Origin of the sequence: Paucilactobacillus oligofermentans DSM 15707 = LMG 22743, assembly GCF_001434315.1 — a bacterium.
In the GTDB taxonomy this organism is placed as follows: Bacteria; Bacillota; Bacilli; order Lactobacillales; family Lactobacillaceae; genus Paucilactobacillus; species Paucilactobacillus oligofermentans.
Genome location: NZ_AZFE01000031.1, coordinates 271,615 through 285,571, shown reverse-complemented (window position 1 = coordinate 285,571; position 13,957 = coordinate 271,615). Strand labels below are relative to the sequence as shown.

At 36.5% G+C, this 13,957-nt stretch carries 13 protein-coding genes; 6 read left to right on the top strand and 7 right to left on the bottom strand.

Going from position 1 to position 13,957, the window contains the following annotated elements; translation table 11 throughout:
• Positions 1-34: 34 nt before the first annotated feature.
• The 7 genes from nadC to trpX form a co-directional block, all read right to left on the bottom strand.
• Positions 35-865: a carboxylating nicotinate-nucleotide diphosphorylase gene (gene nadC, locus FC70_RS05030; protein WP_057889909.1), complete on the bottom strand. Its 831-nt coding sequence runs from the start codon at positions 863-865 to the stop codon at positions 35-37.
• Complete coding sequence (locus FC70_RS05025; RefSeq protein WP_057889908.1) at positions 855-2,048, bottom strand: MFS transporter; 1,194 nt, start codon at positions 2,046-2,048, stop codon at positions 855-857. The genes nadC and FC70_RS05025 overlap by 11 nt, the downstream gene beginning before the upstream one ends.
• A 111-nt stretch (positions 2,049-2,159) precedes the next feature.
• A complete protein-coding gene (locus FC70_RS05020) occupies positions 2,160-2,942 on the bottom strand; it encodes an NrtR DNA-binding winged helix domain-containing protein (protein WP_057889907.1) in 783 nt (260 codons plus the stop codon).
• 88 nt (positions 2,943-3,030) lie between these two features.
• The gene (locus tag FC70_RS05015) at positions 3,031-4,725 is read right to left on the bottom strand and encodes an oleate hydratase (protein WP_057889906.1); all 1,695 of its coding nucleotides are present in this window, start codon (positions 4,723-4,725) and stop codon (positions 3,031-3,033) included.
• A 152-nt stretch (positions 4,726-4,877) separates the two neighbouring features.
• Positions 4,878-5,642, bottom strand: coding sequence for an ABC transporter ATP-binding protein (locus FC70_RS05010; RefSeq protein WP_057889905.1), 765 nt, complete (start codon positions 5,640-5,642; stop codon positions 4,878-4,880).
• Positions 5,635-6,534 (bottom strand): ABC transporter permease, encoded by a 900-nt coding sequence (locus tag FC70_RS05005; RefSeq protein WP_057889904.1) that lies wholly within the window; start codon positions 6,532-6,534, stop codon positions 5,635-5,637. Before FC70_RS05005 ends, FC70_RS05010 begins: the two co-directional genes overlap by 8 nt.
• A complete protein-coding gene (gene trpX, locus FC70_RS05000; RefSeq protein ID WP_057889903.1) occupies positions 6,534-7,523 on the bottom strand; it encodes a tryptophan ABC transporter substrate-binding protein in 990 nt (329 codons plus the stop codon). The genes FC70_RS05005 and trpX overlap by 1 nt, the downstream gene beginning before the upstream one ends.
• A 502-nt stretch (positions 7,524-8,025) precedes the next feature.
• On the opposite strand from trpX, the gene serC reads away from it, so the two are divergent.
• The 6 genes from serC (at position 8,026) to FC70_RS04970 (ending at position 13,811) form a co-directional block, all read left to right on the top strand.
• The gene (gene serC / locus FC70_RS04995) at positions 8,026-9,099 is read left to right on the top strand and encodes a 3-phosphoserine/phosphohydroxythreonine transaminase (RefSeq protein WP_057889902.1); all 1,074 of its coding nucleotides are present in this window, start codon (positions 8,026-8,028) and stop codon (positions 9,097-9,099) included.
• Position 9,100: 1 nt separating this feature from the next.
• On the top strand, positions 9,101-10,291 hold the full coding sequence (locus tag FC70_RS04990; protein WP_057889901.1) for a phosphoglycerate dehydrogenase: 1,191 nt from the start codon (positions 9,101-9,103) through the stop codon (positions 10,289-10,291).
• Between the two features lie 237 nt (positions 10,292-10,528).
• The gene (locus tag FC70_RS04985) at positions 10,529-10,915 is read left to right on the top strand and encodes a DUF956 family protein (RefSeq protein WP_057889900.1); all 387 of its coding nucleotides are present in this window, start codon (positions 10,529-10,531) and stop codon (positions 10,913-10,915) included.
• A gap of 153 nt (positions 10,916-11,068) precedes the next feature.
• A complete protein-coding gene (locus FC70_RS04980) occupies positions 11,069-12,040 on the top strand; it encodes a PTS sugar transporter subunit IIB (RefSeq protein WP_057889899.1) in 972 nt (323 codons plus the stop codon).
• 24 nt (positions 12,041-12,064) lie between these two features.
• Positions 12,065-12,871 (top strand): PTS mannose/fructose/sorbose transporter subunit IIC, encoded by an 807-nt coding sequence (locus tag FC70_RS04975; RefSeq protein WP_057889898.1) that lies wholly within the window; start codon positions 12,065-12,067, stop codon positions 12,869-12,871.
• A 25-nt stretch (positions 12,872-12,896) separates the two neighbouring features.
• A complete protein-coding gene (locus tag FC70_RS04970; protein ID WP_057889897.1) occupies positions 12,897-13,811 on the top strand; it encodes a PTS system mannose/fructose/sorbose family transporter subunit IID in 915 nt (304 codons plus the stop codon).
• Positions 13,812-13,957: the final 146 nt, after the last annotated feature.

Here is a 13,957-nt window from a genome sequence, read left to right as displayed (position 1 = left end):
TTAACCACGAATTTTTCGTGATTAAGTTATTTTTTTATACTAATTCAAATGATAAATCCAAAGGGGTTACGTTATTGGTTAAATAGCCTAGTGAAATAAAATCAACACCAGTATGTGCATATTCGTGGAGATTATCAAGAGTGATACCGCCAGAGACTTCAATTTTAATATTATTAGGGACCAGACGCTGCCATTCTTTGATAGTATCGGGATGCTGATTATCAAACATGATGATATCAACGTTACTGGTAATGGCTGCTTTAAGTTGTACTAACGTTTCAACTTCAACTTCAATAGTTTTAGTTGGTCCAATATCAAGTCGAATATTATTAATAGTTTCGGGTAAGTTATTAATTAATTGCCAATGATTATCTTTAATCATCACTGAGTCATACAGTCCCATTCGATGATTTAGGCCACCACCGATTTGGACGGCAATTTTATCGAAGTAACGAAGACCCGGAACGGTTTTACGAGTATCAAGGATTTTAATTGTTGGATCAGCTAATTTATTAATCGCCAGATTAGTAGCCGTTGCGATGCCACTCATGCGTTGGGTCAAATTTAAGATTAAGCGTTCAGCTGAGAGTAAGGCATGTGCCGGTCCGTAAACTTTACCATATTTATCACCAAGCTTAATATGCTGTCCATCGGCAATCAGTGATGTATAAGTAATGTCATTTGAAAATAATTGATAGATTGCTGGCGGAATAGTTTGACCGGCTAAAATGCCGTCTGACTTGGCTTCGAAATAACCTGAAATAATGGAATTAGGAAGTGACTGAACGGATAAATCGCCTTGCCCTAAATCTTCTGCTAATAATCGTTGTAAAAGTTCACGAGTGTAAAGAATGTTATTTTTCATGGGCAATTGTCTCCGAATAAGCATTATCATTCTTCGATATTCCAAGGGTTAAAATTAAGACGCCGATAATCAGAATGGTAACAAAACCAAGCCAAATACTGGTGATTGAAATATTAAATTCAAGTGCTATTCCGACTAAGAAGGGGCCAATAACAGCGCCAATTCGACCGATTGCTTGAGCCATTCCCATGCCAGTACCACGAATTTCTTGTGGAAATTGGCTAGGAGTAAGCGCGATTAAGGTCCCCCAGGTTCCTAACATAAAAAATGATAAACAAGCTCCACAAATTAAGACTAAGGTATTAGTGCCTACGCCCCCAAACGCTAAAGCACTAATAATCGTACCAGTTAAATAAATGAATAAAACCTGTTTACGACTAATTTTTCCTAATAGGTAAACCGCAAAAAAGTATCCTGGTAATTGGGCGATACTAATTAACAAGGTATAACCAAAACTATTAACAATTGGTAGGCCGCGTAAAACGAGGACACTTGGTAACCATAAAAACATACCATAATAACTAAGCATCACGACGAACCAAAGGGCACCTAAAATAATTAATGGTCGTCGATATTTTGATTGCCAAAGAGCCGAGATTGAATGTTGTTTAACAGTATGATTTTGATGTGGTTCAATTGATAGGTGACGTCGCATAATAAAGGCAAAAACAACAGTAATCGATGCGATGAGAATAGTAAATCGCCAACCAATTTTTGGCATAACAAGAAACGATAGCAGCGCTGCAAAAATCCAACCGATTGCCCAAAAACTATCGGCAATTACTAACATTTTAGCTTGCTTTTTCCCGCTAAAGCGATCGGCCACTGCAGTGGCAGCTACAGGTAATTCACCACCCAAGCCAATTCCAGTGATAAAACGAACCGCGATAAATCCGGAGATGTTATGAGTTAATGTTAATAAAATGTTACCTAAAGAAAATAGAATTAATGTACCAATTAGAACGTTCTTACGACCATATTTGTCGGCTAGCAATCCACAAATTGGGGCACCAACTACCATACCAATTGAAGTTGAGGCACTAATCAACCCTAATTGACCAGGAGTGAGTGACCACTCTAACTTTAAAATAGGCATAATAAATGATAATAAGGCAACATCCATAGCATCGAATAACCAGGCAGTACCGATGATAGCCATGAAATAACGATTGGCTCGTGACATGATAATTCCTCCTAAAATTTTTCTATCTTATTATAAAAGTAAAAAGTACTTTTATTATGATAAATAAAAAAGGTACAATGTACTTTTAATGTGTACACCATACCACTTAGCTTAATATGAATCAACTTGAAGATAAGAAAGTTGATATTCTCGAGCAGGTCTTCCAGGACGGTTACTTGCTACGACGCCGACTTCGGTAAATAAATGTTGATGATTTTTTTTGAAATTAGAGTTGTCAATTTCGGTCACGTGCTTTTTTAAAAAGATTGCATAAACTTGACGTGCCATTTTTAAGGTAAAACTAGAACCCAAAGTTAACAAAATATTTGGTTGATAGTCTAGTTTATTTTTAATTCGATCACAGGCGATTTTTAAAATCCAAGAGTGATCAAAGGCAAGTTGATTATCGGGTAGTTGATGATTAACTAATTTTTGGTAGTAAGTATCGTGATTATCAGATGTAGCCGTTGCAAAGGTGTCATTGTTATTTGCAAAAGTATATTGGAATTCATTAAATGACATTGCAAACCAGCAAGCATCGGTGGTTCCGTTACCGGGATTTAACTTGGGCATATTGGGTAAAAAAGTCATATATGATAATGATAGTGATCGACTGCCAGGATATCTAGTTTGATGAGTAAAAGTCCCAAGTTGTTCAGTATGAAAATCTGCGAGTTCGATTCCAATTTTTTCTTTAACGAGTCGTAAAGATGATTCATCGGCATCTTCATTGGACCTTAAAAAGGTTTCTGGTAAGGCCCATTGATTTTCAAATGGCCATTCAGAACGTTTCACCAAGAGTAAATTCACTTGATTTGTTTGTTGATCAAAGCTCCAAATTAGATTGGTAATATTAATATATGGTCGTTCAATGACAGATGCTTCCGTATTCAAACTGAATTCACTTCTTTCGCGTTAGGTAATTTTATTGTAGCATATCAAAAAAACGGAATTAAGAACATTCCGTTTTTAAACTACTTATTTATGAAAACATTTTTTTAGTGGCTCGTGCTAGAACAACGGGATCCTTATCAAATCGAGGGTTTTTAACTAATTTTTCCATTGGAACCCCAGCAAAGTGGTAAGCACTAATTTCACCTGAACGAACTGCACTTTGTTCAGTGAAGACCATTTGATAAGGTTGTTCAACGAATTCACCAGTGAAGGCTAAGTTAGTTGAATGTTCTGGAATAACTTCAGGACGATCTGTTTTGGCCCGATTATTAAATAATGCAGATGCGTATGGCATATAAACGGGGATGTTGTTAATTACGCTATCATAAATTTCTGATTTCTTTTCAAGAATATTATGTTCACCAGGATCAACTTTAGCCAACTGACCAAGTAATTCATCCAACATATCTTTACCAGTCATTTTGATATATTGTTTGTCGACAAACTCACCAGTTCTACGTGGATAGAGGAAGTATCCCCAGATAACCGTTTCATTTGGTTTCTGTGTAGTGAAGTGAGGTTGGTGGTGGACCACAATCGACATATTAATGTCTTCATGACCTAATTTGGTGATTGGTGTGGTTGAAATGAATGAGTTAAGGGCATTTCCGGGTACTTGGGTGGTAATGCGTGTGATTTCATTTAACAAAATGTGATCGTTGGTAGTTAAAGTGAAACTAACCCATTCACTAGCATCACGATCAGCGAAAAACTTATCTGGATTACCTAAATTATAGAAGCGTTCGGATGCTTTCTTCCAAAGACTTGAAGCAGCCCCATAATCCATATTTTCAGAAACTGGGGTATTGTAATCACCCATAGTAGCTGAATCAGTAATTGAACCATTGGTGAAGAAAACAGCCGTATCAGAATCAACGGGGATTGATTCTGTTTCGTCATTTTCTGTATTCGTCATTTCTAGACCAGTAACTGTAATTTCATCTTGCATTGGGGTATCTAAGAAGTCAAAGTCAGTTACACGTCGGTTTAAAATGATGTTACATCCTTGTTCTTTTAAGTAATTGATAATTGGAAGCATAATGCTTTCATATTGGTTGTAGCGAGTTCGATTGACACCAACTAAGTGTTCGATCTGAGTGAATTCATAAATCATTTGATGCATGTAACGACGTAATTCTTGAACTGAACTCTTGGTTCTGAAAGCAAAGGTAGTTTCCCACATATACCAGAAGTTAGTTTGGAACATATGTGGATCATGTTTAAAGTATTCGGCGATGGAAATGTTGTCTAATTTTTCTTCGTCTTTGTCAGGCATTAAAACTAATTTTGATAGTAAAATACGATCTTTATTATTTAATCCTAAATGACCACCATTAATAATATGCTTGCCACCTTTTAATAAACGTGCTTTATCAAAGGTGCGGTGTTTACTGTCAAAGTCACGAGTATCTTCCGCTGCAGTCATCCCAGATTCAGTTGCTGAGGGAATTCGATCTAGTAAATCCATTAAATCAACATAGGTACGGTAGTTTAGCATCCGACCGCCACGTGCAACGTAGCCAGTCGTATTTGCCATTTTTTGATTTTTGTTCCAATATTCGTCAGTTGTTTCATTAGTAGGTGCACCGTCATTTGAACCGTGATCATCAAGTGAATAAAATGTAATGTTTTCACCAGACCAATGACCTTCTTGGATCAGATAAACCGCTGCAGACATGTTTGCAAGTCCTGCGCCAATCATTATTGCTTTATGTTTAATCATGATATTGACCTCCTGAATATGAAATTGAATACGGCTTCAGTATAGGACAAGTGTGTGTTAAATACAATCATTATGTACATCAACTATTTCATGCGGTTAATCATTTAGTGGGTGCAAAAAAACATCTAATTATATAATTAGATGTTTTACGCTTATTCTTCAAAATATGAATATAATTTTTCAGTCGTTAGTGATTCTTTTTCCGTACCAGTTAAATCAGCGACAATTTTACCATCGGTGAGGACGATTAAACGATTACCATATTTTACGGCGTCTTCTAAATGATGAGTAATCATCAAGGCGGTTAGGTTATCCTCTCTGATTCGTTCGTCAGTGGTAATCAGTAATTGACGACTAGTTTTAGGATCAAGTGCGGCCGTATGCTCATCTAATAAAAGAATATCCGGTTTCTTTAAGGTAGCCATTAAGAAACTTAATGACTGGCGTTGACCACCAGATAGGTTACCGGTAGCGGTATTCATTCGTTTTTCCAAACCATTTTTCATTTTACTAGCATACGCAGTTAGTTCGTCCATTTGTTGCTTTAGCTTTCTTGAGTGGAGACCATGGGTACTACCACGTTTTTTAGCTAACAGTAAATTTTCAGCAACAGTCATTCGTGGAGCCGTTCCGAGTTTTGGATCTTGAAAGACCCGACTGAGAAAGCGCGTCCGTGATTCTTCAGATTCTTTTGAAATATCTTGACCATGAAGTAATATTTGACCACTATCGACAACTAAATTACCACCAATGATATTGAAAAGAGTTGATTTACCAGCTCCGTTAGAACCAACGATAGTAATAAAATCACCTTCGTTAATCGTTAAATTCATTGATTTCAAGATTTTAGTTTCGGATGAAGTGCCTTTGTTAACGATCGTTGTTGCATTTTTGATTTCTAGAATTGGGTTAGTCATGGACTTTATCCCCCTTTGAAAAGACAGTATCGAGATGAAGAGCTTTGCTGAGTTGTGGTAACATCATGCAAATTGCAAGGACGATTGATGATAGTAAGTTTAGATCGTTTGCGCTGAATCCAATTTGAAGGACTGCAAGTAGCAAAAGACGATAAATAATACTACCGAGGGTAACCGCCACTAAACGCTGAGTCAGAGTTAATTCACCAAAGACAACTTCACCAATGATGATGGAAGCTAACGCAATTACGATGGTTCCAATCCCCATATTAATATCAGCGTAGCCATTACTTTGAGCAATTAAAGCACCACAACCACCAACCATGGCGTTTGATACCATAAGTCCCATGATTTTCATATTATCGGTATGAATTCCTAATGATTTGGCCATTTTTTCATTATCACCAGTTGCAATGAAGGCTTGACCTAAATCGGTTTGAAGAAAGAAAACTAACAATAATGTAATTACGGCGATAACAATCATCCCCAGAACAACGCTATCATAATAGGTAGGAAGTCCCTTTAAAAAGTCGGCCTTTAATAAAGTGTTATGACCTAATAAGGAAGTGTTTGATTTGCCCATAATTCGAAGGTTGATTGAGTAAGCTGCTGTCATGACTAAAATTCCGGCTAATAAAATTGGAATTTTACCTTTGGTATAAAGTAAGCCGGTAATTAAACCAGCCGTCATTCCGGCTAACATTGCTAGTAAGGTAGCAACGATAGGAGACATACCATTAACAATGGCAGTAACTCCAACTGCAGCACCAAGTGGAAAGGTACCTTCAACGGTCATATCAGCAATATCTAAAATTCTGAAAGTTAAAAATAAGCCGAGCCCTAAAATAGCCCAGAGTAGTCCTTGCCCAATAGCAGATACAATTAATCCCATTATTTAAAGACCTCCCCGTCTGTTTGTGCTTCTTTTAAGAATTTTGCAGGAACCGTAATTCCTAGTTTTTCGGCTTGTTTCAAGTTAATAGTGGCATCCCCATGACGAATGTATGTAATCGGGGTGTCTTTAGTAGTAATCTTACCTTTTAAAATTTGACCAGCTACTTTGCCACCAAGAACACCGAGTTTATATTGGTTAATGCTATAAGTAGCAAGTCCACCAGCTTTAACCATGGTGTCAACAGTTGGAAAAATTGGCTTTTTAGCAGCATTAGCGTTGTTGACTAATGTTTGCATTGCTCCAGCTATCGTATTGTCAGTTGGTACAAACACGGCATCAACTTCAGTTAGCATTTGTTGTGAGACTTGATTTAAATCATTGCTATTTGAAATTGAGTAGGTTTTGACGTTGACGTTAGCGGCTTTACAAAGGGCAACGAATTTCTTTTGTTCAGCAACCGCAGAACTATCACTGGAAGTATAAATAACTCCTAGTGTTTTCATGTTAGGCATGAAATCTTGAATTAATTGAAGCTGTTCCTTTAACGGTGCTTGATCAGAAATTCCGGTAATATTGCCACCAGGATTTTTATTATCCTTTACTAAGCCGGCATCTTTAGGATCTGTAACGGCGCCAAGCACAATTGGAATTTTGCTAGTAGCATTGGCTAAAGCTTGTGCAGCCGGAGTAGTAATCCCGATTAGGACATCAGAGTTTTCATTAACTAATTTGGAACTCATAGTCTTTAAATTACTCTGATCACCCTGTGCATTTTGATAGTCAATCTTGACGTTTTTACCATCAACATAACCTTCGTCTTTTAGACCGGCGACGACTCCTTCGTGAATTTTATCAAGTGCAGGATGGTGCATAAGGGTTAAAATACCAACGCGTGGTGTCTTATTGGTAGAAAAACCATTACCTTGGAAAAAACCAATTCCGAGCAGAATTAGAATAATAGCAATAAAACTGTACATTCTTTTCATTCAATCATTCCTCCATATCTTTCAAAACCAATTATTAAAATTTGATTAATGAATTATTAAATTCTAATATTAAAAGTCTTTTAGGTCAACACTTTTCTTCACATTTTCTTCACATTTTTATGATTTTTTTTAATAATATAAAAGTCTACTCAAAAAAATCAGAGTAGACACTGACATTAAAGCGGTTTTAATAACACTTAATTATATGTAATGATTGTGCGAGTGTCAATTTAGGGATAAACAGTATTATAAATATAATTATACTATACAATGAATATAATTATATTTGCGGCAATGCTGTATTTTAATAGGGTTTATATCTATGATTAATACAAATAATCTTTTTATAAATTAATTTATAAAAATAATTTAATCGACTTTAAAAGCTAATACAATAGGGATTAGTCTGATTGAAATGAAAATCACTTAAAATAATTGAATTGCATTAATTTGGTTAGCCAGTATGATAGTAACCAATTAGAAAATGTATGGGAGGATAAAGATGTCAGTTTATAATTTTTCAGCCGGACCAGGGGTGATGCCGGTCGAAGTTACTAATCAAATTCAACGTGATTTACCATCATACAAAGATAGTGGAATGAGTGTAATGGAAATTAGTCATCGGTCTTCCTTATATACGGAGTTAGAGCTAGAAGCAGAGCAAGACTTGCGTGATCTAATGAAGATTAGTGATGATTATGCCGTCTTATTTTTACAAGGTGGCGGGACTTTACAATTTACAAGTGTGCCATTAAATTTAGCGACACATTATCATAAAGCGGTGTATTTAAATTCCGGCTATTTTTCAAAAAAAGCCATTGAAGCTGCGAATCGAATTGATGAATTAACGGTTCAAGTCATTGAAAATAGTGATCCAACAAGTAAATTACCTAAAATAGATGGTCACATTGATAATGTCGATTATGTGTATCTAACAACGAATAATACAATTGAAGGAACGGCCTATCATCAAATTCCTAAATTTGATCAATCGTTGGTAGTTGATATGTCATCGAATATTTTGGCTGAGCCATACAATGTTAATGATTTTGATTTGATTTTTGCAGGTGCTCAAAAAAATATTGGCCCAGCAGGGATGACGGTGGTGATTGTTAAGCGAGATAAATTAGTGAAACAGCAACTTTTGTCAGATGTAATGGACTATCGAATTGAAGATAATAAACATTCGGCCTTTAATACGCCACCGGTATTTAATACTTATGCGGCAGGCTTAACATTTAAATGGTTGAAAAAAATGGGTGGTGTTGAAGCAATTTATCAACAAAATCTCGAACAAGCTGACATGCTATATGACTTTATTGATAACTCTAAGGTGTTTAATAATGATGTTCCCGCGGCTGAACGTTCAATTACAAATGCGGTATTTAAAACGGCCAGTTCAGAACTAGATCAAGAATTTATTAATCAAGCTGCAGCTCATGGATTAGTTAATCTTGGCGGCCATCGCCTAGTCGGTGGCATGCGTGCTAGTTTATATAATGCGATGCCAACTGATGGTGTAGTTAAATTAATTGATGAACTAAAACAATTTGAAGTGACTCATGGGGGAAAATAAGATGTATCAAATTAAAACATATAATGTGATTTCAAATGTTGGCTTGGCCGTATTTGAAAAGGATAAATATGAAATTAACGGGGTGACTGAACCAGATGCACTCTTAATTCGTAGTCAAAACTTGCATCGCGGGGTATTACCAGTTAGTTTATTAGCGATTGGTCGTGCTGGGGCTGGGGTTAATAATATTCCATTAGATAAGGCTAGTGAAAATGGTGTCGTGGTTTTTAATTCTCCAGGTGCCAATTCAAATGCCGTTAAGGAATTGATTGTTGCAGTCCTAATCATGGCTGCCCGACCAATTATTCCAGCGATTGGTTGGGTTAATACCCTTAATTCAGGAGAAGATGCTGACGTTACTTTACAAGCTGAATCAGGCAAAAATCATTTTCGGGGTACTGAATTAGCGGGCAAAACTTTAGGGGTGATTGGCTTAGGTGCCGTTGGCTCGAAAGTTGCCGATACTGCTAAACAATTGGGGATGAAGGTAATTGGTTACGATCCTAATATCTCGGTCGAACACGCTTGGAAAGTATCAAATGATATTCCACGCGCAGGATCAATTAGTGAAGTATTAAAAGATAGTGATTACGTAACAATTCATATCCCATATACTGAAAAAAATAAAGATTTAATTAGTGCCAAAGAATTACTAACAATGAAAAAAGGTGCGGTCCTTTTAAACTATTCTCGTGATGGAATTGTTGAAGAAGCGCCCGTCTTATCCGCTCTGGAATCTGGACAAATTAGTCAGTATTGGACTGATTTTGCTTCCGATGAATTAGTTACCCATGAAAATGTAATGGTCACGCCACATTTAGGCGGCACAACGGAAGAAGCAGAAGATAATTGTGCTGAGATGGTAGCTAATACATTGTGTAAATACTTAGAAACTGGTGAAATTGAGCATTCTGTCAACTTTCCATCCGTCTACATGCCATTCAATTCACCATATCGATTGACATTATTACATCAAAATGTGCCTAGCATGGTTAGTAAAATTGCAACCGTGTTAGCAGAATTAAATATTAATATTGCGAATATGATTAATTCATCAAAAGGTGATTATGCGTATACAATGATTGATGTCGATGAAATGGACACCAAACTATATGATGAGTTTGAACAAAAATGCCTTGATATCGATGCAATTATTCGTGTCCGTGGCTTAAAAAATCCACAAATAGATTAATAGAATATAAGCTACTATCATTAATGATAGTAGTTTTTTAATATGTAAAAGATAATAATTTTAGTTATTTATTCGTGTGATTTGAAGCGGTACCATAATTCGTGGTATCGTATTAAAGGTTAAGTGTACTAGTTAATTATTATCATGTTTCTGAGATGTTAGTCATAATTTGAGATGATAATTAAATTGGTATAGTAGATAGGAAGCAAAAAAATAAATTGAAATGAGCTGGATAAAATGGTTGAGTCAATTAACACAAAAGTTGAACTTGTCGAAAAAGCGACATCTTACCTTGGAGTTGGAACATACGGTCAATTGATGATTGGCAACAATGGATTCGAGTTTTTTAACGATAAAAACGTTAAAGATTTCATTCAAATCCCTTGGGAAGAAGTTGATCAAGTAATTGCTTCAGTAATTTTTGGGGGCAAGGCAATTCCACGGTTTGCGCTTAAGACAAAGGGAAATGGTACATATACTTTTTCCTCTAAAGATCCGAAAGCAACCTTACGAGCAATTAGAAATTATGTCAGCCCGGATAAGATGGTAAAATCGTTGAGTTTCTGGGATGTGGTTAAACGCAGCGCATGTAATATTCTTCACAAGAATAATAAGAATAAATAATTGAACAAAAAAACATAAAATGATTTGTTTGACAAACAAGATGCACGTCTGTAAAATGAAAGCGTATTCAAGATACCGATGATCGATGCGGTTGTTTATCGAGAAATCACATTGTTTATTGAAGTTGTCAATTTGAAAAGGAGGTTAGTAAGAATGGTTGGAATAATCATTACAAGTCATGGTGCTTTTGCAGAAGGCATTCTTCAATCTGGAAATATGATTTTCGGAGAACAAGAGAATGTTAGAGCAGTTACGCTGCAACCAAGTGAAGGTCCGGATGATTTTAAAAAGAAACTTGAAGATGCAATTCAAAGTTTGGATAATGCAGATCAAATTCTTTTCTTAGTTGATTTATGGGGTGGCACGCCATTTAATCAAGTCAATAACCTATTCGAAGCTCATAAAGATACTTGGGCCGTTGTGACAGGTTTGAATTTGCCATTATTAGTTGAAGCATATGGTGCTCGGATGTCTTCTGAAAGCAGTCATGAGATTGCTGCTAAGATTGCACCTGTTGGTCAAGATGGGGTTAAAGTAAAACCTGAAGAACTACAAACAACAGGGGATGCAACTCCAACAGCTAAAGTATCCAATGCTGGTGCTCCGGGCAAAATGAACTACGTTTTGGCCCGAATTGATACGCGCCTTTTACATGGTCAAATTGCTACGGCATGGACAAAAGCAACTAATCCGACACGAATTATTGTGGTTTCAGATGCGGTTGCTAAAGATGAACTTCGTAGAAACTTGATTCAACAGGCAGCACCAGTTGGTGTTCATGCCCATGTGGTTCCAATCGACCATATGATTGAGCTCGCTAAAGATGATCAACATTTTGGTAATGAACGGGTGATGTTATTGTTTGAAACACCACAAGATGCATTACGGTTAGTTCGAGGTGGTGTAGATCTTAAAACTATCAATGTAGGATCAATGGCCCATGCAGTTGGTAAAGTTCAACCAAATAAGGTCTTAGCATTTGATCAAGACGATATTGATACGTTTGCTGAATTAGCAAAAGACGGTGTTGAATTTGATGTTCGTAAGGTACCAAGTAACAGCAAAGACAACATGGATGAAATCTTGAAAAAAGCTCAGAATGAATTAAATCGTGAGAAAAAATAGGAAAAAAGAAGGAGGTTCGACATTATGAGTTTGAATTTAATTCAAATTATTTTGGTTATATTAGTATCTTTCTTAGCAGGTGTGGAAGGAATCTTGGATGAATTTCATTTTCATCAACCAGTAATTGCTTGTACATTAATCGGATTAGTTACCGGTAACTTACTACCATGCTTAATTTTAGGTGGTACCTTACAATTGATTGCACTTGGTTGGGCAAATATTGGAGCTGCAGTTGCTCCTGATGCTGCTTTGGCTGCTATTGCATCAGCAATTATTTTAGTTTTAGGTGGTCAAGGTAAAGCGGGAATTAACGCAGCGATTGCAATTGCGGTCCCATTAGCAGTTGCCGGCTTACTACTTACAATTATTGTTCGTACCATTACAACTGGGATTGTCCATTTAATGGATAAAGCTGCTGAAAATGCTAACTTTAAATTAATTGAATTTTGGCATATCTTTTCAATCTTCTTACAAGGACTTCGGATTGCTATTCCAGCTGCTTTAATCTTAGCCGTTGGTGCTGGTCCAGTTAAGTCAATGCTAAATGCAATGCCAACATGGTTAACAGCTGGCCTTGCAGTTGGTGGTGGAATGGTTGTTGCCGTTGGTTATGCAATGGTTATTAACATGATGGCAACCAAAGAAGTTTGGCCTTTCTTCGCAATTGGATTTGTTTTAGCTACAGTGACAGATTTTACATTGATTGGTTTAGGTACAATTGGATTATCAGTCGCATTAATCTATCTAACACTTTCTAAAACCGGTGGTGGTGGCAATGGGGGCGGTGGCAACACTGGTGACCCAATCGGCGACATCATCGATAAATATTAAACCAATTGAAAGGAGGATTAACAACATGGCTGATAATAAAATTAAATTAACTAAAAGTGATCGTCTTCACGTATGGTGGAGATCAACTTTTATTCAAGGATCATGGAACTACGAACGGATGCAAAATGGTGGTTGGACTTATGCAATGATTCCAGCGATCAAAAAATTGTATACTTCTAAAGAAGATCGAGCTGCTGCTTTAAAACGACATCTAGAATTCTTTAATACTCATCCATATATTGCATCTCCAATCTTGGGAGTTACCTTAGCCCTTGAAGAAGAACGTTCTAATGGCGCACCAGTTGATGATGTAACCATTCAAGGGGTTAAAGTTGGGATGATGGGACCACTTGCCGGAATTGGTGATCCGGTATTCTGGTTCACAGTTAAACCTATCTTAGGTGCGTTAGCTGCAACGATGGCAATGAGTGGAAACATTCTTGGACCAATTATCTACTTTATCGCTTGGAATTTGATTCGAATGGGATTCACCTGGTATACACAAGAATTTGGATATAAAGCTGGTTCTAAAATATCTGAGGATTTATCTGGTAACTTACTTCGTGACGTTACCAAGGGAGCTTCAATTTTAGGGATGTTTATCTTGGGGTCACTGGTTAACAAATGGGTTACAATTACTTGGACGCCAGTGGTTGCAACAACGAAACTAGCCGATGGCGCATTTATTAATTGGGATAAATTACCTAGTGGTGCAGCAGGTATTCAAAAAGCTTTACAAGGTCAAGCTGATGGTTTGGCACTTAGCTCTAGTAAAGTAACAACGTTACAAGATAACTTAGATAGTTTGATTCCTGGACTATCAGCATTATTACTAACGTTACTATGTATGTGGTTATTGAAGAAGAAAGTTTCTCCAATTATTATTATCCTAGGACTATTCGTAGTCGGTGTGCTATTCCATGTACTTAATTTAATGTAATTATTAAAATAAAAGTTTGCAGCAGCTGCTGTAAACTTTTTTTGTGCCAATTATTAACTAAAAAAAGTATTAATTATCATTGTAGAGAATCTGGAAATTAGAGGGTGTTTGCGTTAAAATTAGTTGATGATTTTATGCAGTGGCAG

Bases quoted from the DNA above. Each gene is read 5' to 3' on its own strand.
- FC70_RS04980 (WP_057889899.1), top strand. From the start codon at position 11,069: ATGGTTGGAATAATCATTACAAGTCATGGTGCTTTTGCAGAAGGCATT.
- FC70_RS04985 (WP_057889900.1), top strand. From the start codon at position 10,529: ATGGTTGAGTCAATTAACACAAAAGTTGAACTTGTCGAAAAAGCGACA.
- FC70_RS04975 (WP_057889898.1), top strand. From the start codon at position 12,065: ATGAGTTTGAATTTAATTCAAATTATTTTGGTTATATTAGTATCTTTC.
- FC70_RS05010 (WP_057889905.1), bottom strand. From the start codon at position 5,642: ATGACTAACCCAATTCTAGAAATCAAAAATGCAACAACGATCGTTAAC.
- serC (WP_057889902.1), top strand. From the start codon at position 8,026: ATGTCAGTTTATAATTTTTCAGCCGGACCAGGGGTGATGCCGGTCGAA.
- nadC (WP_057889909.1), bottom strand. From the start codon at position 865: ATGAAAAATAACATTCTTTACACTCGTGAACTTTTACAACGATTATTA.
- trpX (WP_057889903.1), bottom strand. From the start codon at position 7,523: ATGAAAAGAATGTACAGTTTTATTGCTATTATTCTAATTCTGCTCGGA.
- FC70_RS05015 (WP_057889906.1), bottom strand. From the start codon at position 4,725: ATGATTAAACATAAAGCAATAATGATTGGCGCAGGACTTGCAAACATG.
- FC70_RS04990 (WP_057889901.1), top strand. From the start codon at position 9,101: ATGTATCAAATTAAAACATATAATGTGATTTCAAATGTTGGCTTGGCC.
- FC70_RS04970 (WP_057889897.1), top strand. From the start codon at position 12,897: ATGGCTGATAATAAAATTAAATTAACTAAAAGTGATCGTCTTCACGTA.
- FC70_RS05005 (WP_057889904.1), bottom strand. From the start codon at position 6,534: ATGGGATTAATTGTATCTGCTATTGGGCAAGGACTACTCTGGGCTATT.
- FC70_RS05025 (WP_057889908.1), bottom strand. From the start codon at position 2,048: ATGTCACGAGCCAATCGTTATTTCATGGCTATCATCGGTACTGCCTGG.